This window comes from Kitasatospora sp. NPDC087315 (genome assembly GCF_044744345.1).
Taxonomy (GTDB): Bacteria; Actinomycetota; Actinomycetes; order Streptomycetales; family Streptomycetaceae; genus Kitasatospora.
Genome location: NZ_JBIUYD010000048.1, coordinates 1 through 22,106 on the forward strand (window position 1 = coordinate 1; position 22,106 = coordinate 22,106).

The 22,106-nt window shown below is 71.3% G+C and carries 18 protein-coding genes; 12 read left to right on the forward strand and 6 right to left on the reverse strand.

Annotation, left to right across the window (positions count from 1 at the left end; translation table 11 throughout):
* Window positions 1-255 precede the first annotated feature (255 nt).
* Window positions 256-828 carry a TetR/AcrR family transcriptional regulator gene (locus tag ACIO5D_RS37945; RefSeq protein WP_400658726.1) on the forward strand — a complete coding sequence of 191 codons (573 nt, stop codon included), beginning with the start codon at window positions 256-258 and terminating at the stop codon, window positions 826-828.
* A gap of 136 nt (window positions 829-964) precedes the next feature.
* Here ACIO5D_RS37945 and ACIO5D_RS37950 read toward each other — a convergent pair whose 3' ends face one another.
* Window positions 965-1,306, reverse strand: coding sequence for a peptidoglycan DD-metalloendopeptidase family protein (locus ACIO5D_RS37950; protein WP_400658704.1), 342 nt, complete (start codon window positions 1,304-1,306; stop codon window positions 965-967).
* A 955-nt stretch (window positions 1,307-2,261) separates the two neighbouring features.
* Here ACIO5D_RS37950 and rpsB point away from each other — a divergent pair.
* From rpsB to rlmN, 6 genes are all read left to right on the forward strand, one after another.
* Complete coding sequence (gene rpsB, locus ACIO5D_RS37955) at window positions 2,262-3,158, forward strand: 30S ribosomal protein S2 (protein ID WP_363608956.1); 897 nt, start codon at window positions 2,262-2,264, stop codon at window positions 3,156-3,158.
* 129 nt (window positions 3,159-3,287) lie between these two features.
* Window positions 3,288-4,127, forward strand: coding sequence for a translation elongation factor Ts (gene tsf / locus ACIO5D_RS37960; RefSeq protein ID WP_363608958.1), 840 nt, complete (start codon window positions 3,288-3,290; stop codon window positions 4,125-4,127).
* A gap of 262 nt (window positions 4,128-4,389) precedes the next feature.
* A complete protein-coding gene (gene pyrH, locus ACIO5D_RS37965) occupies window positions 4,390-5,154 on the forward strand; it encodes a UMP kinase (protein ID WP_148642763.1) in 765 nt (254 codons plus the stop codon).
* A gap of 98 nt (window positions 5,155-5,252) precedes the next feature.
* A complete protein-coding gene (frr, locus tag ACIO5D_RS37970) occupies window positions 5,253-5,810 on the forward strand; it encodes a ribosome recycling factor (protein ID WP_363608960.1) in 558 nt (185 codons plus the stop codon).
* Between the two features lie 275 nt (window positions 5,811-6,085).
* Complete coding sequence (locus ACIO5D_RS37975) at window positions 6,086-7,216, forward strand: phosphatidate cytidylyltransferase (RefSeq protein ID WP_400800842.1); 1,131 nt, start codon at window positions 6,086-6,088, stop codon at window positions 7,214-7,216.
* Between the two features lie 94 nt (window positions 7,217-7,310).
* Window positions 7,311-8,411: a 23S rRNA (adenine(2503)-C(2))-methyltransferase RlmN gene (gene rlmN, locus ACIO5D_RS37980; protein WP_363608962.1), complete on the forward strand. Its 1,101-nt coding sequence runs from the start codon at window positions 7,311-7,313 to the stop codon at window positions 8,409-8,411.
* A gap of 48 nt (window positions 8,412-8,459) precedes the next feature.
* Here rlmN and ACIO5D_RS37985 read toward each other — a convergent pair whose 3' ends face one another.
* The 4 genes from ACIO5D_RS37985 to ACIO5D_RS38000 all read right to left on the reverse strand — a co-directional run bounded on the left by ACIO5D_RS37985 (window position 8,460) and on the right by ACIO5D_RS38000 (window position 12,533).
* Complete coding sequence (locus ACIO5D_RS37985; protein WP_363608964.1) at window positions 8,460-9,611, reverse strand: hypothetical protein; 1,152 nt, start codon at window positions 9,609-9,611, stop codon at window positions 8,460-8,462.
* A 27-nt stretch (window positions 9,612-9,638) separates the two neighbouring features.
* Window positions 9,639-10,424 (reverse strand): ABC transporter ATP-binding protein, encoded by a 786-nt coding sequence (locus tag ACIO5D_RS37990; RefSeq protein WP_363608965.1) that lies wholly within the window; start codon window positions 10,422-10,424, stop codon window positions 9,639-9,641.
* Between the two features lie 244 nt (window positions 10,425-10,668).
* Entirely contained in the window at window positions 10,669-12,063 is a 1,395-nt protein-coding gene (locus ACIO5D_RS37995) for an aspartate aminotransferase family protein (RefSeq protein ID WP_363608967.1), read from the reverse strand.
* Entirely contained in the window at window positions 12,060-12,533 is a 474-nt protein-coding gene (locus ACIO5D_RS38000; RefSeq protein ID WP_030243538.1) for an Lrp/AsnC family transcriptional regulator, read from the reverse strand. Before ACIO5D_RS38000 ends, ACIO5D_RS37995 begins: the two co-directional genes overlap by 4 nt.
* A gap of 257 nt (window positions 12,534-12,790) precedes the next feature.
* On the opposite strand from ACIO5D_RS38000, the gene ACIO5D_RS38005 reads away from it, so the two are divergent.
* From ACIO5D_RS38005 to ACIO5D_RS38015, 3 genes are all read left to right on the forward strand, one after another.
* Entirely contained in the window at window positions 12,791-14,284 is a 1,494-nt protein-coding gene (locus ACIO5D_RS38005) for a gamma-aminobutyraldehyde dehydrogenase (protein WP_363608969.1), read from the forward strand.
* Between the two features lie 217 nt (window positions 14,285-14,501).
* Entirely contained in the window at window positions 14,502-15,860 is a 1,359-nt protein-coding gene (locus tag ACIO5D_RS38010; RefSeq protein ID WP_400800832.1) for an aspartate aminotransferase family protein, read from the forward strand.
* A gap of 70 nt (window positions 15,861-15,930) precedes the next feature.
* On the forward strand, window positions 15,931-17,145 hold the full coding sequence (locus ACIO5D_RS38015; RefSeq protein ID WP_363608973.1) for a spermidine/putrescine ABC transporter substrate-binding protein: 1,215 nt from the start codon (window positions 15,931-15,933) through the stop codon (window positions 17,143-17,145).
* A 35-nt stretch (window positions 17,146-17,180) separates the two neighbouring features.
* Here the strand turns inward: ACIO5D_RS38015 and ACIO5D_RS38020 are convergent, their stop codons facing one another.
* On the reverse strand, window positions 17,181-18,833 hold the full coding sequence (locus ACIO5D_RS38020) for a PucR family transcriptional regulator (protein WP_400658712.1): 1,653 nt from the start codon (window positions 18,831-18,833) through the stop codon (window positions 17,181-17,183).
* Between the two features lie 438 nt (window positions 18,834-19,271).
* Here ACIO5D_RS38020 and ACIO5D_RS38025 point away from each other — a divergent pair, with 438 nt between their 5' ends.
* Together ACIO5D_RS38025 and ACIO5D_RS38030 are read left to right on the forward strand one after the other, a co-directional pair.
* Window positions 19,272-20,786: a gamma-aminobutyraldehyde dehydrogenase gene (locus ACIO5D_RS38025; RefSeq protein WP_400658714.1), complete on the forward strand. Its 1,515-nt coding sequence runs from the start codon at window positions 19,272-19,274 to the stop codon at window positions 20,784-20,786.
* 59 nt (window positions 20,787-20,845) lie between these two features.
* Window positions 20,846-22,099: a spermidine/putrescine ABC transporter substrate-binding protein gene (locus ACIO5D_RS38030; protein WP_363608979.1), complete on the forward strand. Its 1,254-nt coding sequence runs from the start codon at window positions 20,846-20,848 to the stop codon at window positions 22,097-22,099.
* The last annotated feature ends 7 nt before the right edge of the window (window positions 22,100-22,106 follow it).

The window sequence follows — 22,106 nt, forward strand, 5'->3', positions numbered from 1 at the left end:
GCGGTCAAGAGGGTGTTCAGGTCGGTCGTCACAAACTGATCTTGGACACCCTCTGCCCTTTGGCGGGCCAGAACTTCGGATCTACTCGTCTAGAACGCGCCGTAGGTGGGTGGCGACTGGTGGGCGGCGAGCGGCGCCGGGCGTGCCGCATACGCCGCGCCGTGCTCCTGCGGCTCCCCCCGGATGCGCGGCGCCGTATCGGCGGTGTGTAGGGCTCCGTAGAGTGGGATCGTGCCGAAGATCCGAGCGGCCACTTTGGCCGAGCATCGCCAGCTGCAGCGGGCAGCCCTCCTCGACGCTGCCCGCAGCCTCCTCACCGAGGGAGGCATGGAGGCCCTGACCTTCCCCGCGCTCGCGGCGCGCACCGGCCTGGCGCGTTCCTCGGTCTACGAGTACTTCAGGTCGCGCGCCGCAGTGGTGGAGGTGCTCTGCGAGGTCGACTTCCCGCTCTGGGCGGCCGAGATCGAAGCAGGCATGGGAAGCTGCGACACCGCGGCCGGCCGGATCGAGGCGTACGTCCGGGGCCAGCTGGCGCTGGCCGGGGACCCGCGCCACCGGGCGGTGGCGGCCATCTCGGCGCTGGAGCTCGACGAAGCGGCGCGCGAGCGCATCCGGGCCGCGCACGGCAAGCTGGTCGGCCTGGTGGTTCAGGCGTTGGAGGACCTCGGTCACGAGCAGCCCCGCCTGGCGGCCGTGCTGCTCCAGGGAATCGTGGAGGCCGCCGTCCGGCGGGCCGAGCAGAGCGCCGCCAGAGGCCCCGCCGAGAGCCCGGAAGTCGTCGCGGACGCCGCCGTCGCCCTCGCCCTCCACGGCTTGGGCCGGCGCTGACCCACTGCGGCCGGTACGGGCGGGGATCGCGGGTCACGGATCGGTGCCCAGCGACCGAGCGGTGGACCGCGGTCCACCGCGTCCGGACCGATGGACCAGGTCCACGGCAGGCTCAAGGCCCGCCACACCACCTGCTTCACCGCCCGCCTACCAGGGGCAGCAGTCGTGCCGCGCCCGCACCGAACAGGGCCAGCGGGTCGAGATACCGCTCGCCACGCAGCAGTCCCCAGTGCAGACAGCCACCGTCGGCGCAGTGGCCGGGGTCGGGGCCGAGCTGCCCGATCACCTGGCCGGCCTCGACCGGAGTACCCACGGCGACGGTGCCGGTGACGGGCAGATAGGTGGTACGCAACGGGGGAGTGCCGGAAGCCGGGTGCGTGATCGTGACCACTGGTCGGCCCGCCACGAGGCCGGAGAAGGCGACCACCCCCGGGGCCGCCGCCCGCACGTCCGTTCCGGGCCCGGCCGCGAGATCCACGCCCCGGTGTCCGGCGGCCCACGGCTTCTCCGGTGCCTCGAACCGTCTGACAAGCGAGCCCGGCCCGCCCGTCGGCCATGCCCGCCGCGCCCCGGCGTCGGAACCGAGGCCGCGAGCGCGACCGCGATCAGGACCGGTCTCAAGGCCGGGATCCGCTCCCGATCCAGCCGCAGTCCCCGCCCCGGGTGCCGTCTCCGACGCCCGGTCCGACCGGGGAGCCGCGCGGCCCACCCGTCCGGGCAGGGCGACCAGCGCAAGTACGGTCAGCACCAGCAGCGTGAGCAGCAGCACCCGGCGGGTGGGACCAGGCCCTGGCGGCGGAAGCGGCAGCACGGGGCCGGTCCGCCGCCCCGACGCGGAGCCGACGGAAAGGGAACCGGCCGAGGGGGAGCCGGCGCTGGCCGCGGCGAAGGAACCGCCAGAGCCGGGATGAGCTGTCATGGGGACGAGGCTCCCCGCCGGACCGTGGCCGGACCACTCGCGTCCCGATTCCTGTGGACAAGCCGGCCCTGTGGAAAACATTCGTCCCTCAAACGGGCGTACGAAGCCAGCCGCCACCCCGCTCCACCCCTCCAAACACCCGTCTGCACCCGCCCCACCCCCACCCCCGCCCGCCGCGGAGTCGCCCGCCGCTCGGCGCTTCCCGTACACTTCACACGCGACCCGGTCCGCCAGGTCGACTTCGCACGCCCCGCCACCGGTGGACGGATGCGGCTCAGCCGCCGCCCTCGCCAGGTGCGAGTGCCGCTCGGTCTGCCGAGCCCGCCCGGTCCCCGGACCGCAAGGGCAGAAGCAGCTCGGCACGTTCGGGGCGTCAGGCGTGGCTGTCACCTGGCTGCCACGGACAAACCGAGCCTGACCCGGCCGTACGCAGACGACCGAGCGGGGAGCGCCACCGCGCGAACCACGACGTCGACTGCGTGAGAGCCGGGCGCAACACCTTAGGAGTACGGCTATGGCCGTCGTCACGATGCGGGAGCTGCTGGAGAGCGGCGTCCACTTCGGTCACCAGACCCGCCGCTGGAACCCGAAGATGAAGCGCTTCATCATCACGGAGCGCAACGGCATCTACATCATCGACCTCCTGCAGTCGCTGAACTACATCGACCGCGCCTTCGAGTTCATCAAGGAGACCGTTGCCCACGGCGGCAGCGTCCTCTTCGTCGGCACGAAGAAGCAGGCCCAGGAGGCCATCGCCGAGCAGGCCACCCGCGTGGGCATGCCCTACGTGAACCAGCGCTGGCTCGGCGGCATGCTGACCAACTTCTCGACCGTCTACAAGCGTCTGCAGCGCCTCAAGGAGCTCGGCGAGCTGGACTTCGCGGATGTGGCCGGCTCCGGCCTCACCAAGAAGGAGCTCCTGGTCCTCCAGCGCGAGCACGACAAGCTGGAGAAGACCCTCGGCGGTATCCGCGACATGCAGCGCGTTCCCAGCGCTGTCTGGATCGTGGACACCAAGAAGGAGCACATCGCGGTCGGCGAGGCCCGGAAGCTCAACATCCCGGTCGTCGCCATCCTCGACACCAACTGTGACCCCGACGAGGTCGACTACAAGATCCCGGGCAACGACGACGCGATCCGCTCCGTCACCCTGCTGACCCGTGTGATCGCCGACGCCGTCGCCGAGGGCCTCAAGGCCCGCGCGGGTGTCGCCAAGGGCGACGTCAAGGCCGAGCCGGGTGCCGACCAGCCGCTGGCCGACTGGGAGAAGGACCTCATCGAGGGCGAGAAGAAGGCTGAGGAGGCTCCGGCCGCCGAGGCCCCCGCCGCCGCCGAGGCTCCCGTCGCTGAGGCCGCTGAGGCCGCGGCCGTCGAGGCCCCCGCCGCCGACGCTCCGGCCGAGCAGGCCTGACGTACCAAGGGTGAGGGGCACCCGCCGGTACGACACCGGTAGGTGCCCCTCTCTCCCGTGCCGGGACCGAACCAGCGGTCCCGGCGCAACCCCACGCAGACACGCGAGACGCGAGAAGAGATTCACACCATGGCGAACTTCACCGCCGCGGACGTCAAGAAGCTCCGTGAGCTCACCGGCGCCGGCATGATGGACTGCAAGAAGGCTCTGGAGGAGGCCGAGGGCGACGTCCAGAAGGCCGTCGAGCTCCTGCGCATCAAGGGCCAGAAGGGCGTTGCCAAGCGCGAGGGCCGCGACGCCTCCAACGGCGCCGTTGCCGCGCTGATCGCCGAGGACAAGAAGGCCGGCGTTCTGGTCGAGCTGAACTGCGAGACCGACTTCGTCGCCAAGGGTGACAAGTTCGTCGAGGTCGCCGAGGCGCTCGCCGCCCACGTCGCCGCCACCTCCCCGGCCGACCTGGAGGCCGCCCTGGCCTCCGAGATCGAGGCCGGCAAGACCGTTCAGCAGTTCGTCGACGAGGCCAACGCGACCCTGGGCGAGAAGATCGTCTTCCGTCGCTTCGCCCAGTTCGAGGGCGACAGCTTCGTCGCGGTCTACCTGCACAAGACCAGCCCCGACCTGCCGCCGGCCGTCGGCGTCCTGGTCGAGCTGGACAAGGAGAACGCCGAGGTCGCCAAGGACGTCGCGCAGCACATCGCCGCCTTCGCGCCGAAGTACCTGTCCCGCGAGGACATCCCGGCCGAGGAGCTCGAGAACGAGCGCCGCGTCGCCGAGGCCACCGCTCGCGAGGAGGGCAAGCCGGAGGCCGCCCTCCCGAAGATCGTCGAGGGTCGCGTCACCGGCTTCGTGAAGGAGAACTCCGTCCTGGAGCAGGCCTTCGCGAAGGACAGCAAGAAGACCGTCGCCAAGGTCCTCGCGGAGAACGGCGTCGCCCTCAAGCGCTTCGCCCGCTTCCGCGTCGGCGCCTGAGCCACGTTCCACCGGGCTCCCAGCACGCTTAGGCTGGGAACCGCCCCCGCCCGCTGACCAGGGCGGGAGGAACGCGCCGAACGGGCTCACCCAGCGTCATCCGTCTATGGGCGGGCCGCGTCGGCACCATGAACGACGAGGAGGCCATTGCCGTGCAGGACACCGTACCGGTTCCCGCGGCAGTGGCCTCCTCGCGTGTACGCGCAGGCCGGGCATCCGCACACCCGCGCCTGTGAACCAGTAGGTGCAGAAGGAGAAGTCCATGCAGGAGACGCAGGAGACCGCGCAGGACCCCCAGGCCGGCAGCCGCCGCCGGGTGCTGCTGAAGCTGTCCGGTGAGGCCTTCGCCGGTGGCGGCGGGCTCGGCGTCGACCCGGACGTCGTGCACGCGATCGCACGTGAGATCGCCACGGTCGTCCGCGCCGGTACCGAGGTCGCAGTGGTCATCGGCGGCGGCAACTTCTTCCGTGGTGCGGAGCTCCAGGTCCGCGGCATGGACCGGGCCCGTTCCGACTACATGGGCATGCTCGGCACCGTCATGAACTGCCTGGCCCTCCAGGACTTCCTGGTGAAGGAAGGCATCGAGACCCGGGTCCAGACCGCCATCACCATGGGCCAGGTGGCCGAGCCGTACCTGCCGCTGCGCGCCGTCCGGCACCTGGAGAAGGGCCGTGTGGTGATCTTCGGTGCCGGTATGGGTATGCCGTACTTCTCCACCGACACCACGGCCGTCCAGCGGGCGCTGGAGATCCACGCCGACGTGCTGCTGATGGGCAAGAACGGTGTGGACGGCGTCTACGACTCCGACCCCCGGACCAACCCGGACGCGGTCAAGTTCGACGCGCTGGAGTACTCCGAGGTCATCGCGCGCGACCTCAAGGTCGCCGACCTCACGGCGATCACGCTGTGCAAGGACAACAACCTCCCGATGCTGGTCTTCGAGCTGCTGGCGGAGGGCAATATCGCGCGCGCGGTGAAGAGTGAGAAGATCGGCACACTCATCAGCCAGGATTCTGTCCGGGCCTGAGCAGCAATCAGCCGTACCGGACGACGTCGACACCACGACCGGCCTCGACGCCGATACCGGTCGGGACAACAGCAGATGAACCGGACAGGGAGTACACAGTGATCGAAGAGACCCTCCTCGAGGCCGAGGAGAAGATGGAGAAGGCCGTCACCGTCGCCAAGGACGACTTCGCGGCGATCCGTACCGGCCGTGCGCACCCGGCGATGTTCTCCAAGATCGTCGCGGAGTACTACGGCGCCGTGACGCCGATCAACCAGCTGGCCTCGTTCTCGGTGCCGGAGCCGCGGATGGCGGTCGTCGCGCCGTTCGACAAGACCGCGCTGAAGGCCATCGAGCAGGCGATCCGCGACTCCGACCTGGGTGTCAACCCGTCCAACGACGGTTCCATCATCCGGGTGGTGCTGCCGGAGCTCACCGAGGAGCGCCGCCGCGAGTACATCAAGGTCGCCCGCGGCAAGGGTGAGGACGCCAAGGTCTCGATCCGTTCCGTGCGCCGCAAGGCCAAGGACGCCATCGACAAGCTGGTCAAGGACGGCGAGGTCGGCGAGGACGACGGCCGCCGTGCCGAGAAGGAGCTCGACGACACCACGGCCAAGTACGTGGCCAGCGTCGACGAGCTGCTGAAGCACAAGGAAGCCGAGCTGCTCGAAGTCTGATGAACGACGCCCCTGACGCCCCTGGCTACTGGGGCCCATCCGACCAGCAGTACCAGCCGTACCGCCCGCCGCAGCAGGCGCAGCCGCCGCAGAACCAGCACCGGCGGCCGCAGCAGCCGGGGCCGCAGCGGGCTCAGGAGTACCCCGGCCACCCGGGCGGCCAGGCCGCCTTCCCGGTCGCGCCGGCTGCTGCTGCGGGTGACCCCGCACACCGAACGGGTCACTCGCAGCAGCCTCCGGTGTACTGGGGCGGTGACGCGGAGGAGACTCAGGTCATGGCTCCCGTATCGGCCGACCCGGGGCCCGGCCCCGCGGAGGGGCCGGCCCGGGAGGCCGGGAGGCTGAGCGGCCCGCTGTTCCGGGACGAGCAGCCGGAGGCGCCGGTGCCGGGCGCGGCGGAGACGGTCGTGCTGCGCGCGATAACCGACGACGTCGCCCCCGGCCGCGGCGGTCGGCCGTACCCGGGAGCCCCGGTGCATCCCGCGCCGCCACCGAGCCACCCGGCGGCCGGGCAGCCCCACCTCGTGCCGACGTCCCATTCAGGGCAGGAGACACCTTTGGCCCAGCCCGATCCGCGGCCGCAGCCGCCCAAGCAGCGCGGCGGTCGCAACCTGCAGGCCGCGATAGGCGTCGGCGTCGGGCTCGGCGCGGTGATCGTCGCCTCGCTGTTCGTCGTGAAGGCGCTGTTCCTGGTCGTGGTGATGGCGGCCGTGGTGGTCGGCGTCTGGGAGCTGACCAGCCGGCTGGCCGAGCGCAAGGAGATCAAGGCGCCGCTGATCCCGCTGGCCGCGGGTGGCGTCGCGATGGTCGCGACCGGCTACTGGGCCGGGGTGCAGTGGGCCGCGGCCTCGCTCGCGCTGACCGGGCTGGCGGTGATGGTCTGGCGGATGGCCGCGCCGCCGGAGAACTACCTGCGGGACGTGACGGCGGGGATCTTCACCGCTTTCTACGTCCCGTTCCTGGCCACCTTCGTGGCGATGATGCTGGCAGCCGACGACGGTCCCCAGCGGATCGTGCTCTTCCTGATCGTCACGGTCTGCAGCGACACCGGCGCCTACGCCGTGGGCTACAAGTTCGGCAAGACCAAGCTGGCCCCGACCATCAGCCCGGGCAAGACCCGCGAGGGCCTGGCCGGCGGCATCGGCCTGTCGATGCTGGCGGGCGCCCTGCTGATGCAACTGATCATCGACGGCGGCAGCTGGTGGCAGGGCCTGATCCTGGGCGGCTGCGCGGCGGTCACGGCGACCCTGGGCGACCTGGGCGAGTCGATGATCAAGCGCGACCTCGGCATCAAGGACATGGGAACCCTGCTGCCCGGCCACGGCGGCATCATGGACCGGCTGGACTCGCTCCTGCCGACCGCTCCGGTGGTCTGGCTGCTGCTCGCGGCCTTCGTCGGCAGCTGAGCACCGCACAACCGACCGACGGGCCCCGGACGCCGAAGCGTCCGGGGCTCGCGCCGTTCGGGGCATCCGGAACGTCTGCGACACTGGAACAACCATGCCTAAGCCCGGAGAACTCACCTTTGTCGCGCCGCGTGGCGCCAAGCCCCCGCGACACCTCGCCGACCTGAGCCCCGCCGAGCGCAAGGAGGCCGTCGCCGAGCTGGGCGAACAGGCCTTCCGTGCGAAGCAGCTCTCCAACCACTACTTCGGCCGGATGTCGAACGACCCGGCGAGCTGGACGGACATTCCCGCCGCCAGCCGGGAGAAGCTCACCGAGAGCCTGCTGCCCGAGCTGATGTCGGTGGTCCGGCACGTCTCGTGCGACGACGACACCACCCGCAAGACGCTCTGGAAGCTCTTCGACGGCACGCTCGTCGAGTCGGTGCTGATGCGCTACCCGGACCGGGTGACCATGTGCATCAGCTCGCAGGCCGGCTGCGGCATGAACTGCCCGTTCTGCGCGACCGGTCAGGCCGGTCTGACCCGGAACCTCTCCACCGGCGAGATCGTCGAGCAGATCGCCGCCGGGATGCGCGCGCTGAAGGACGGCGAGATCCCGGGCGGCGAGGCCCGGCTCTCCAACGTGGTCTTCATGGGGATGGGCGAGCCGCTGGCCAACTACAAGCGGGTGCTGTCCGCGATCCGCCGGCTCACCGACCCCGCGCCGGACGGCTTCGGCCTCTCCCAGCGCGGCATCACCGTCTCCACCGTCGGCCTGGTCCCGGCGATGAACCGGCTCGCGGACGAGGGCCTCAGCTGCCGCCTCGCGCTGTCGTTGCACGCCCCGGACGACGAGCTGCGCGACGAGCTGGTCCCGGTCAACACCCGGTGGAAGGTCGCCGAGGTGCTGGACGCGGCGTGGAACTACGCGGAGAAGTCCGGCCGCCGGATCTCCATCGAGTACGCGCTGATCAAGGACATCAACGACCAGGCGTGGCGGGCGGACCTGCTCGGCCGGCTGATCAAGAACCACCGGGTGCACGTCAACCTGATCCCGCTGAACCCGACCCCCGGCTCGAAGTGGACGGCCTCCCGGCCCGAGGACGAGCGCGAGTTCGTCCGCCGGCTGCAGTCGCACGGTGTGCCGACCACCGTCCGGGACACCCGTGGCCAGGAGATCGACGGGGCCTGCGGCCAGCTCGCCGCGGCGGGCTGAACCACCGGATCCTGAATCACGGCGGGCCGAACGCCGCCGGGCGAGGCGTCAGCGCAGCCCGGCGGCCGCGAGCGCGGCGGTCAGCCCGCCGGTGACCAGCAGGACCGTGCCGACCGCGAGGGTACGCAGCGCGACGGCGCCGAACAGCAGCCGGGGCGAGGTGCCGATCCGCAGCAGTGCGGCGGTGACGTCCCGGCGGGCTGTGCGGACCTCGGCCAGCCGGGCCGCCACGGCCGCCGCCGCGCAGCCCAGCACCAGGCAGGCCTCGATCGCGGGCAGCGCGTCGGCGCTGTCGGGGGTGCCGATCCAGTAGCGGACGGTGGTGAGCACCATCGCGACCGCGAGGGTGAGCACGGCGAGCGGCGGCCCGAGCCGGCGGGCCTGCGCGGTCAGGCCCCGGCCGGCCAGCAGCCGCAGCGGCGTGGGCCGGCCGACCGCCAGCAGCCGCCCGGTCCAGGAGAGCAGCGGGCCGGTGAGCAGCGCGAGGCCGAGGGCGACGGCGGCCCAGCCGCCGAGCGCGGCGGTACTGGTGCTGCCGAGCCCGGCCGGGAGGTGGATCGGACGGCCGTCGGCGGCGGCGCCGGGCCGCAGGGCGATGAGCTCCAGGGCGAGGCCGAGTACGGCCAGGCCGATCGGCAGGGCGATCCGCAGCGGGCCGAAGCCGGACCGTGCGGGCCGGGGCACGCCGGGCAGGGTCTCGGCGAGTGGCACCGCGCCGGCCGCGGCGATCCCTGAGGTGAGCGGGACCAGGGCGAGCAGGGTGACCGGTGCGGCGGCGGGCAGCGGCACGCCCATGCCGAGCTCGGGGGCGAGCGAGGGACCGGCGATGTCATTGCGCAGGACCAGGAAGACCAGCAGGGTCAGTGCGCTTCCGACGGTGCAGGCGAGCGCGACCTCGCCGGCGATCAGGGCCCGGATGCGGGCGACACCCGCGCCGGCGGTGGTCAGGCCGGTGATCCGCTCGGGGCGCTGGGCCGGTACCGCGCGGGCGGCGACGGAAGCGAACCAGGCGACGGCGGCCAGTGGCGGCAGGCACCAGAGCAGCCGGACGACGGCGTCGGTGCCGCCGAGCGGGTCGCTCAGCGCCCGGCCGAGGGCGCGCAGCAGAAAGGCGGCGACGATCGCGCCGGCCAGGGCGGTGAGCAGCCAGCGGCCGAGGTCGAGCACCCGGTAGCCCCGGGCCAGACGGAGATAGAACACGTCGACTCTTTCAGCCGCGGGGCGGCGTCAGCGGCGGGTGGCCGATACGGCGGCGGCTCCGGCCGCTCCCGGTGTGCCGACTGTTCCGGGGGCTCCAGGGGCTCCGGGGAGACCGCGCGGGACGGGGGCGGCGGGGGCGGTCAGCCGGCCGTCGACGAGGGCGACGGAGCGGTCCGCGAACCGGACGAGCTCGGGATCGTGGGTGGCCAGGACGAGGGTGAGCTGGTGGGAACGGGCCGCGCTGGTCAGTATCCGCAGGACCTGGTCGGCGGCCTCGCGGTGCAGCGGCGCGGTGGGGTCGTCGGCGAAGACGACGGGCGGCAGCGGGGCGAGCGCGCGGGCGACGGCGATCCGCTGGCGCTGGCTCTGGAGCAGCCGGTCGGGCCGCTGCCTGGCGGCCTCGCCCACGTCGAGTCGCTCCAGCCACTCGTCGGCGGCGGTGTACGCGGCCTTGTTGCCGGCCCCGGCCAGCAGCAGGGGCAGCGCGACGTTCTCACGGGCGGTCAGTTCGGGGACCAGGTGCGGTTCGGAGCCGACGAAGCCGAAGCGGTCGCGGCGCAGCCGCTCGCGGCCGGCCCGGGCCAGGGTGTGCACGGGGGCGCTGTTGAACCAGACCTCGCCCTCGTCGACCGGGAGGAGGGCGGAGAGACAGCCGAGCAGGGTGCTCTTGCCGGAGCCGCGCGGGCCGGTCACGGCCAGTACCTCGCCCTCCCGGACGCCGAGCGAGATGCCGCGCAGGGCCGGGGTGCCGTGATGGGACTTGACGATCCCCCGGGCCCACAGCACGTCGTTGTCAGGCGGGGCCGCTGACATGAGGTTCCATCCTGGGTGGCCGCAGGGATATGACACTCGTCAGATTAGAACGACTGGAGCCGGGCGCGGGTGCGGCGCACTGGTCCATAACGGGCAAATCGCCCGCAATCAGGCGTGTTTGGTCGGGGAGATCGTCCGAAAAAACCGGAGGGAGGCGGCCGGGAGGGGCCGCGAACGCCGAAGGGCGGTCCCGCGGGGAGCGGGACCGCCCTTCGGCGGAGGGTGAGGAAGAAAGATCAGGTGGTCAGATCTTCGCCCACGCGTCGGTGAGGCTGGTCCGCAGGATCTGCTCGATCTCGTCGAAGGTCGACTGGTCGGAGATCAGCGGCGGGGCCAGCTGGATCACCGGGTCGCCACGGTCGTCGGCGCGGCAGTACAGGCCGTTGTCGAAGAGCGCCTTCGACAGGAAGCCGTAGAGCACGCGCTCGACCTCGTCGTCGTTGAACGACTCCTTGGTGACCTTGTCCTTCACGAGCTCGATGCCGTAGAAGTACCCGTTGCCGCGGACGTCGCCGACGATCGGCAGGTCGCGCAGCTTGTTCAGGGTGCCCAGGAACGCCGACTCGTTGTCGAGGACGTGCTGGTTCAGGCCCTCGCGCTCGAAGATGTCGAGGTTGGCCAGCGCCACCGCGGAGGAGACCGGGTGGCCACCGAAGGTGTAGCCGTGCAGGAAGGTGTTGTCACCCTTGTAGAACGGCTCGGCGAGGCGGTCCGAGATGATCGTGGCGCCGATCGGGGAGTAGCCCGAGGTCATGCCCTTGGCGCAGGTGATCATGTCGGGCTGGTAGCCGAACTTGTCGGCGCCGAACATGGTGCCGAGGCGGCCGAAGGCGCAGATGACCTCGTCCGAGACCAGCAGCACGTCGTGGCGGTCGCAGATCTCGCGCAGGCGCTGGAAGTACCCGGGCGGCGGCGGGAAGCAGCCGCCGGCGTTCTGCACCGGCTCGACGAAGACGGCGGCGACGGTCTCGGCGCCCTCGTTGAGGATCGCGACCTCGATCTCGTCGGCGCACCAGCGGCCGTACGCCTCGGGGTCGACCGTGCCGTCGGGGCCGGCCAGGAAGGCCGGGGCGCGGTAGATGTTGGTGTTCGGGGCCTTGTGGGTGCCCGGCACCAGCGGCTCGAACGGGGCCTTCAGGCCCGGCAGGCCGGTGATGGACAGGGCGCCCTGCGGGGTGCCGTGGTAGGCGACCGCACGCGAGATGACCTTGTACTTGGTGGGCTTGCCGGTCAGCTTGAAGTACTGCTTGGCAAGCTTCCAGGCGGTCTCGACGGCCTCGCCGCCACCGGTGGAGAAGAAGACCTTGTTCAGGTCGCCCGGGGCGTAGTTGGCCAGGCGCTCGGCCAGCTCGACGGCCTTCGGGTGGGCGTAGCTCCACACCGGGAAGAAGGCGAGCTCCTTGGCCTGCTTGGCAGCGGCCTCGGCGAGCTCCTCGCGGCCGTGGCCGGCCTGGACGACGAACAGGCCGGCGAGGCCGTCGAGGTACTTGCGTCCCTTGTCGTCCCAGACGTAGGTGCCTTCGCCCTTGACGATCGTCGGCACGGGGGAGTTCTCGTACGACGACATGCGGGTGAAGTGCATCCACAGGTGGTCGTAGGCGGTCTTGGAAAGGTCCTTCTGCGCCGGGTCGGCTGTCATCGGGTGCCCCAGGTGTAGGTCTGTTTCCGGAGCTTCAGGTAAACGAAGCTCTCGGTGCTCCGCACGCCGGGAAGCGCGCGGATGCGCTTGTTGATCAGTTCGAGCAGGTGCTCGTCGTCCTCGCAGACCAGTTCGGCCAGGAGGTCGAACGAGCCTGCGGTGCAGACGACGTAGTCGACCTCGTCGAGGGCGGCCAGCGCGTCGGCGACGGGTTCGATGTCTCCTTCGACCCGGATCCCGACCATCGCCTGGCGGGTGAAGCCGACGGTGAGCGGGTCCGTGACGGCGACGATCTGCATCACACCCTGGTCGAGCAGCTTCTGGACGCGCTGCCGTACGGCTGCCTCGGACAGGCCGACGGCCTTGCCGATGGCGGCGTACGGGCGGCGCCCGTCCTCCTGGAGCTGCTCGATGATCGCCTTGGAGGCGGCGTCGAGGGGAACGCTGGCGTTCCGGTCGCGGTTGGCCACGCCGCCACTGTGCCCGATCGGACCTCTGTTCGCAAGCGTGGCAGCTGCTGATTTCGTCGCGATCTTGGAAATCGCATGCGGATTTCATCGCCTGGGCGTGCTTGGTCTGTCGATTCCAGCAGTTGTACGGCTAACCTGGCCCGGTACGCGCGCAGCTTCGCAGTGGAGCGCGCGTTCCCCCACCAGTGGACCGTGCCGCTTCGGGCTCGGCCACTCGGCATCGGAGGACGGCCGACCGGCAGGTGTGTCGACGTACCATGGCGCCGGACTCTGCAACGCCGCAGGACCAGACCGAGGAGAGACCCGTGAGCGACCTTCGCGCGCTGCGCAACTACATCAACGGTGAGTTCGTCGATGCGGCCGACGGCCGCACGCTCGACATCGTGGATCCCACCACCGGCGAGGTCTACGCGACGTCCCCGCTGTCCGGCGCCTCCGATGTGGACGCGGCCATGGCCTCCGCCGCCGCCGCCTTCCCGGTCTGGCGCGACGCCACCCCGAGCACCCGCCAGAAGCTGCTGCTGAAGATCGCGGACGCGGTCGAGGCGCGCGCCGACGAGATCGTCGACGCCGAGGTCCGCAACACCGGCAAGCCCCGCGCGCTGACCCTCTCCGAGGAGATCGGCCCGATGGTGGACCAGATCCGCTTCTTCGCCGGCGCCGCCCGCCTGCTGGAGGGCAAGGCCGCCGGTGAGTACATGGACGGGATGACCTCGATCGTCCGCCGTGAGCCGGTCGGCGTCTGCGCGCAGGTCGCCCCGTGGAACTACCCGATGATGATGGCCGTCTGGAAGTTCGCCCCGGCGATCGCCGCGGGCAACACCGTCGTGCTCAAGCCCTCGGACACCACCCCGGCCTCCACCGTGCTGCTGGCCGAGATCATCGGCGGCGTCCTCAAGGAGCTGGACCTGCCGGCCGGCGTGTTCAACGTCATCTGCGGCGACCGCGAGACCGGCCAGGCCATGGTCGAGCACCCCACCCCGGCGATGGCCTCCATCACCGGCTCGGTCCGGGCCGGCATCTCGGTCGCGGAGTCGGCGGCCAAGGACGTCAAGCGCGTTCACCTGGAGCTGGGCGGCAAGGCCCCGGTCGTGGTCTTCGAGGACGCCGACATCGCCGAGGCGGTCGAGGGCATCTCGGTGGCCGGCTTCTTCAACGCCGGCCAGGACTGCACCGCCGCCACCCGCGTGCTGGTGCACGAGTCGATCCACGACGCCTTCGTCGAGGCGCTGGCCAAGGCCGCGGCCGAGACCAAGACCGGTGGCGTGGACGACGAGGACGTGCTCTACGGCCCGCTGAACAACGCCAACCAGCTGAAGCAGGTCTCCGGCTTCATCGACCGCCTGCCGGCGCACGCCAAGGTCGAGGCCGGTGGCCACCGGGTCGGCGAGGTGGGCTACTTCTACGCCCCGACCGTGGTCTCCGGCCTGAACCAGGACGACGAGATCATCCAGAACGAGGTCTTCGGCCCGGTCATCACCGTGCAGAAGTTCTCCGACGAGGACCAGGCCGTCGGCTACGCCAACGGCGTCGAGTACGCGCTGGCCTCCTCGGTGTGGACCAAGGACCACGCCCGCGCGATGCGGATGTCGCGCCGGCTGGACTTCGGCTGCGTCTGGATCAACACCCACATCCCGCTGGTCGCCGAGATGCCGCACGGTGGTTTCAAGAAGTCCGGCTACGGCAAGGACCTCTCCTCCTACGGCTTCGAGGACTACACGCGGGTCAAGCACGTCATGACCGCGATCTGAGCGGGTCATGGCTATCTGGCGGGGTATGACCGCGATCTGAGCGGGTCATGGCCATCTGGCGGGGTATGACCGCGATCTGACGCTGATCGTGTGATCTGACAATGGGCCCGGGTCGTTTCGACCCGGGCCCTTGCCCTGTCACCCTGTCGGCCGTTCGCATGACCGCCTGACACGATGAACCTGCACTTCACGGGTGGAACTCCCTAGCCTTACCGGCATGAGCATCCCCACCGCCGACTCAGCCGCCGGCCAGGCCGTCAAGGCCGCCGACCGCGCGCACGTCTTCCACTCGTGGTCCGCCCAGGCGCTGATCGACCCCCTCGCGGTGGCCGGCGCCGAGGGCTCGTACTTCTGGGACTACGAGGGCAACCGCTACCTCGACTTCTCCTCGCAGCTGGTGAACACCAACATCGGCCACCAGCACCCGAAGGTGGTCGCCGCGATCCAGGAGCAGGCGGCGAAGCTCTGCACCATCGCGCCCGGCTTCGCGGTCGAGTCGCGCAGTGAGGCCGCCCGGCTGATCGCCGAGCGCACCCCCGGCGACCTCGACAAGATCTTCTTCACCAACGGCGGTGCCGAGGCCAACGAGAACGCCATCCGGCTGGCGCGGCTGCACACCGGTCGCCAGAAGATCATGTCGATGTACCGCTCGTACCACGGTGCCACCGCCAACGCGATCGCCCTCACCGGCGACCCGCGCCGCTGGCCCAACGAGAGCGGTGTCTCCGGTGTCGTTCACTTCTGGGGCCCGTACGCCTACCGCTCCAACTTCCACGCCGAGAACGAGACGCAGGAGTGCGAGCGCGCGCTGCAGCACCTGGAGCAGGTGATCGCGTTCGAGGGCCCCGGCACCATCGCGGCGATCATCCTGGAGACCGTGGTCGGCACCGCGGGCATCCTGATCCCGCCGCCGGGCTACCTGGCCGGGGTACGGGAGATCTGCGACCGCTACGGCATCGTCTTCATCCTCGACGAGGTGATGGCGGGCTTCGGCCGCACCGGCGAGTGGTTCGCCGCCGACCACTGGGGTGTCACCCCGGACCTGCTGACCTTCGCCAAGGGCGTCAACTCCGGCTATGTGCCGCTGGGCGGCGTGGCGATCAGCGCGGAGATCGCCGCCACCTTCGCGGAGCGGCCGTTCCCCGGCGGGCTCACCTACTCCGGCCACCCGCTGGCCTGCGCCTCGGCCGTCGCCACCATCAACACGATGGCGGAGGAGGGCATCGTCGAGAACGCCAGGCACATCGGCGAGACGGTGCTCGGCCCGGGCCTGCGCGAGCTGGCCGAGCGCCACCCCTCGATCGGCGAGGTCCGCGGCCTCGGCGTGTTCTGGGCGCTGGACCTGGTCAAGGACCGCACCACCCGCGAGCCGCTGGTGCCGTACAACGCCGCGGGCGCCGCCAACGCGCCGATGGCCGAGCTGGCCGCCGCCTGCAAGCAGCGCGGGCTCTGGCCGTTCGTCAACATGAACCGCTTCCACGTCGTCCCGCCGTGCACCGTCACCGAGGAGGAGGCCAAGACCGGCCTCGCGGTGCTCGACGAGGTGCTGTCGCTGACCGACGCGCACACTGTCTGAGGAACCGACAAGGACGGCCCCGGGTCTTGCTCGTGCGCCCGGGGCCGCCGCATGCCCGGAAGGCCCATCCATGCCCAGCACCACCCTCACCCGCCGCCCCCTCGACGGCCGCCGCAGCGGACGCGGCCGGCTCACCCGCCGCTCCGTGCTCGGCACCGCCGGGCTGCTCGGCGTCGGCACCCTGACCGGCTGCGGCATCCCGGCCGCCTATGTCGACGAGGACCGCCGCTCGGCCCCGGACCGCTCGGAGCAGGAGAAGCGGCTGGCGTTCTCCAACTGGACCCAGTACATCGACGTCGACGACAGCGGCCGGCGCCCGACCCTGGACGCCTTCACCGAACAGACCGGGATCAAGGTCACCTACACCGAGGACATCAACGACAACGACGAGTTCTTCGGCAAGATCGGCCCGGTCCTGACCCAGGGCACCGACCCCGGCCGGGACCTGATGGTGGTCAGCGACTGGATGGCCGGCCGGTACGTCTCGCTCGGCTGGGTACAGGCCATGGACCGGGCCAACCTGCCCAACGTCACCGCCCAGCTGGACCCGCAGCTGGCCGATCCCGCCTTCGACCCCGGGCGCAAGCGCAGCGTGCCGTGGCAGTCCGGGATCACCGGCATCGCCTACAACCGCAAGGCGCTCGGCCGGGAGATCAGGTCCACCGCCGACCTCTGGGCACCCGACCTCAAGGGCCGGGTCACCCTGTTCGCCGGTCTGGACGAGGCGCTCGGCCTGCTGATGCTCGCCCAGGGCGCCGACATCGCCGCCTTCACCGACGACGACGCGCACCGGGCGATGGACCTGGTGCAGAAGATGGTCGACGCCCGGCACGTCCGCCGCTTCACGGGCAACGACTACACCAGCGACCTGGCCTCCGGCGCGGCGCTGGCCTGTCAGGCCTACTCCGGTGACGCCGTCCAGCTGACCGCCGAGAACCCGGACATCGAGTTCGTGGTGCCCGAGGAGGGCGGCGAGCTCTGGGCGGAGAGCCTGCTGATCCCCAACCGGGCCGGGCACAAGCGCAACGCCGAGCTGCTGATCGACCACTACTACCAGCCCGAGGTGGCCGCCGAACTGGCCGCCTTCGTGCAGTACATCTGCCCGGTGCCCGCCGCCCGCGAGGTGCTGGCCGCGAGCGGGGACCAGGAGAAGGCCGAGCTGGCGGAGCACCCGCTGGTCTTCCCGACCGAGGAGATGCGCGCCCGGCTGCGCACCATGCGCGATGTCACCTCCGCCGAGCGGCCCGAACTGCACAAGGTCTGGGGCCGCATCACCGGGGTGTAGCGGGACCGGGCCCGGCGGTCACCGGGCCCCGGTACTCACCGGCGGACGGCGTCCAGCGCGAGCAGCGCCACGTGCAGGGAGAGGCAGGACTCGACCTGGTCGAGATCGACGCCGAGGATCCGCTCGACCTTGTGCAGCCGGTCGTAGAAGGAGGGCCGGGACAGGTGCGCGGCATCGGCCGCCGCGGACTTGTTCCGGCCGTGCTCCAGGTAGATCCGCAGCATCTGGACCAACTGGCCGTTGTGCTCGGCGTCGTAGGCGAGCAGCGGGCCGAGTTCGCGCTCGACGTAGGTCTGCAGCCGGGCGTCGTCGCGCAGCAGGTGCAGCAGACCGCGCAGCCGGACGTCGGGCAGCCGGTAGTAGGCGGCGGCGCGGCCGCCGGGGGAGTCGTGCAGGGCGGCGTCGGCGACCTGGGTGGCCTCCAGCAGGGTGCGCCGGGCGTCGCGGACCGAGCCCACCGAGGAGCCGACGGCGACGACGGGGGCCGGTACGGGGGCGGCGTCCCGGTTGGCGTCCGCCGTCAGCCGGCGCAGCGCGGCGGAGAAGGCGTCCAGCGCGGTGTGCTCGTCCTGCTGGGTGCCGAGCGCGATCAGGACGCCCACCCCCTCGTCGTCCAGCGCTCCGACCAGGGCGGAGAGCCGGCAGCCGCGGATCGCGCCGGCCGCCAGCTCGGTGAAGTCGCGCAGCCTGGCCTGGGCCTCCAGGGCGGCCGGGATCGGCCCGCGCCGCTGCCGCAGCACCACCCCGACCAGCCGGCGGCCCTCCAGCGGAACGCCGAGCGCCTGGGCGCGCAGGGCCACCTCGGAGACGGTCAGCGCGTGGGTGAGGATGCCGGAGAGCAGGGTGCGGTGGGTCTGCCGCTCCAGGCTCTCCCGGTCCCGGACGACCAGCCGGTTGAGGGCCAGGGCGGACGCCCCGCGTTCCAGCAGCATCGTGTGCGGGTGGGCCTCGCCCTCCGGCAGCGGTGCCGGGTCCTCGACCAGGACGAGCCGGCCCCAGTCCTGGCCGCGGGCGCCGACCGTGGTCACCAGCCAGCCGCTGCGCGGGTCGTGGCCGGTGCGCCCGGGCGGACGCACCCCGCGCGAGCGGCGCTCCCAGTCCTCCAGCAGTTCGCTCTCCGGCCGGCCGGCGGGGTCATGGGCCAGTACCTGGTGCGCCAGGTTCTCCAGCACGACGGGCGCGCCCGCCATCCGGGCCACCTGGCGGACCACCTCACCGGGTTCGGCGCCCTCCACCACCAGTTCGTTGAAGACCTGGTGGACCGCCTCCGAGGTCCGCAGCTGCTCCAGCTGGGCGTTGACCACCAGGGCGTGCACGGCCTCGGTGACGGCCACGAAGCGCAGCTCGCGGCGGAGCACGATCAGCGGCAGCCCGCGCTGCTCGGCGGCGTGCACCAGGGCGCGGGGGAGCGAGTCGAAGTAGCGCCGGCCGAACTCGACGACCAGCCCGGCCACGCCGACCTCGTCCAGCTCGCGGACGTACCGGGCCAGCCCGTCGCGGTCCTCGGGCAGCGCGATACCGGTGGTCAGCACCAGTTCGCCGCCCTGGAGCACCCCGGCGACATCGGGCAGCTCACTGACGTGGACCCAGCGGACCGGGCGCTCCAGGCGGTCGGCGCCGGCGACGACCTGGGGCAGGCCCCGCCGCATCACTTCGAGATCGAGCACGCGGGCGACGGTGGGGAGCATCGCGGGGCCTCCAGGGATCAGAGTGTCAGGTAAATCATCCCTCCTGGCGACGATCTGTTGCCCTCCGTGAACCCTTCCACCCTGTAAGGCCCTTCGCGTCGAGGTTGTCGGAGTGACCCTTGTCACGCCGGGGCGGCAACAGGCATGGTCAGCGGGTCGGCTGTGGCGAGACACCAACATCACCGGCGGAATCCGTCGTGTCACCGGGCAGCGACGGCGGAATCCCTTGTCGGGACGCCGCAGGGCTGCCAGGATCGCGCCATCCCGGAAGATCAACCGGGCCGGATTCCCCCGTACCGCAGACGCGGCGACTCGATCAGTCGGACGACGCCGGTACGGGACCGCCGCCCACCGGCATCTGCGGCATGACGGGAACCGGACGATCGGACGATCGGACGCCATGCGGGCAGCCGAACCACCGGCACTTGGAGGAACCAGATGGACCTGACCGACTTCGGAGCGGGCGCGCAGTACATCGCGGGCCGGCAGAGCCGGGGGAGCGGCGATCCTTTCCAGGTCGTCAACCCGGCCGACGGCAGCGTGGTCGAGCAGATCTCCCTCGCCTCCACCGACCAGGTGGACGCCGCCGTCGCCGCCGCCCGGGCCGCACTGCCCGAGTGGTCCGGCGCCACCCCCGGCGCCCGCTCCGAGGCGCTCACCCGGCTGGCCGCCGTCCTCACCGGGGCCGCCGCCGACCTCGCCCGGGTGGAGACCGCGCAGACCGGCAAGCCGGTCAAGCTCTCCACCGAGTTCGACGTCCCCGGCACCATCGACAACGCCGCGTTCTTCGCCGGGGCGGCCCGCAATCTGGAGGGCAAGGCGGCCGGCGAGTACTCCGGTGACCACACCTCCTACGTGCGGCGCGAGGCGATCGGCGTGGTCGGCTCGATCTCCCCGTGGAACTACCCGCTCCAGATGGCCGCCTGGAAGATCCTCCCGGCCATCGCGGCGGGCAACACCATCGTCCTCAAGCCGGCCGAGCTGACCCCGCTGACCTCGCTGATGTTCGCCCGGGCCTGCACCGCGGCGGGCATCCCGGACGGCGTGGTCAACGTGGTCACCGGCGCCGGACGCACCGCCGGGGAGCATCTGGTCTCCCACCCGGGCGTCGCGATGGTCTCCTTCACCGGCTCCACCCCGGTCGGCAGGCGGGTCGCCGAACTCGCCACCGCGACCGTCAAGCGCACCCACCTGGAACTGGGCGGCAAGGCCCCGTTCGTGGTCTTCGACGACGCCGACCTGGACGCCGCGGTGCACGGCGCGGTCGCCGCCTCGCTGATCAACGGCGGCCAGGACTGCACCGCCGCCACCCGCGCCTACGTCCAGCGCCCGCTCTACGACGCCTTCGTGGCCGGCGTCGCCGAACTGTACGGCGCGATCCGCCTCGGCGACCCGCTGAACCCGCGGACCGACCTCGGGCCGCTGGTCTCCCACACCCACCGGGACCGGGTGGCCGGCTTCGTCGAGCGGGCCCGCTCCTATGGCGCCACCGTCGTCACCGGCGGACGCGCCCCGGAGAAGGGCCACGACGGCACCGACCTCACCCGCGGCGCCTACTACCTGCCCACCCTGATCACCGACGCCGCGCAGGACAGCGAGGTCGTCCAGGGCGAGATCTTCGGCCCGGTCCTGGTCGTGCTGCCCTTCGACAGCGACGACGAGGGCCTGCGGCTGGCCAACGACACCCCGTACGGCCTGGCCGCCTCGGCCTGGACCGGCAATGTGCACCGCTCGCTGCGGGCCACCAGGGAGATCGCGGCCGGCTGCGTCTGGGTCAACGACCACATCCCGATCATCAGCGAGATGCCGCACGGCGGCTACAAGTCCTCCGGCTACGGCAAGGACATGTCGCAGTACTCGCTGGACGAGTACACCCAGGTCAAGCACGTCATGTTCGACACCACGGCGGTGGCCCGCAAGGACTGGCACCGCACCGTCTTCGGAGACAGATAACCCTCACCCAGGGGCGCCCCCCAGCCGCCCCGACCTCTCGCCCCCAGGAGGCCCGTTCCATGGCGTTCAACGAGCTCACCGACGGTCTGCCCGAACCGGTCCGCAAGGCCTGGGAACGCAGTCTGACCAGCGGACGGGCCTCCCTCGGCCGGCGGGCGCTGCTGCGCGCCGCCGCCCTCACCGCCGGCGCGGGCACCCTGGCCGCCTGCGGCATCCCGGCGGCCAGGACCGCCGGGACCGGCGACTCGACCGCGAACGCCGCCAAGGACCTCTCGGACAGCCAGAAGGAGGTGAACTTCTCCAACTGGCCGCTCTACATCGACTCCGACGAGAAGGACAAGGAGCGGCACGGCACCCTGGACGCCTTCACCGCGGCCACCGGTATCAAGGTCAGGTACAACGAGGACGTCAACGACAACGTCGAGTTCTTCGGCAAGGTCAAACCGCAGCTCGCGGCGGGCCAGGACACCGGCCGCGACCTGATGGTGCTCACCGACTGGATGGCCGCCCGGATGATCCGCCTCGGCTGGGCGCAGAAGCTCAACCAGGCCAACGTCACCACCGCGATCACCACCATCGACTCCCGCTTCCGCGCCCCCGACTGGGACCCGGGCCGGCTCTACTCCTACCCGTGGGCCGGCATCCAGGTGGTGATCGCCTACAACAAGAAGGCCACCAAGGGGAAGGAGGTCGCCTCGGTCTCCCAGTTGCTGGACGACCCCGACCTCAAGGGCCGGGTCACCTTCCTCTCCGAGATGCGCGACAGCATCGGCATCACCCTGCTCGACCTCGGCAAGGACCCGGCGAAGTTCACCGCCGACGACTACGACGCCGCGGTCGCCCGGTTGCAGAAGGGCGTCGACAGCAAGCAGATCCGCCGCTTCACCGGGAACGACTACGGCCAGGAGCTCTCCTCCGGCGACATCGCCGCCTGCGTCGCCTGGGGCGGCGACCTGATCCAGCTCCGTGCCGACAACCCGGACATCGAGTTCGTCATCCCGGAGAAGGGCTTCGTCTCCTCGACCGACAACATGCTGATCCCGGCCAAGGCCCAGCACAAGACGAACGCGGAAAAGCTGATCGACTTCTACTACCAGCCGAAGATCGCGGCGCAGCTGGTCGCGGGCATCGGCTTCGTCTCCGCCGTCACCGGGATGAAGGAGGAGCTCGCCGCCCTCGCCCCGGACACCGCGGCCAACCCACTCGTCGTCCCCACCCCCGAGATGGCGGCCAAGGCGCACGTGTTCCGCACCCTCACCGAGACCGAGGAGAGCGACTTCGAGCAGAAGTTCTCCAAACTCATCGGCGCCTGACCTCCCC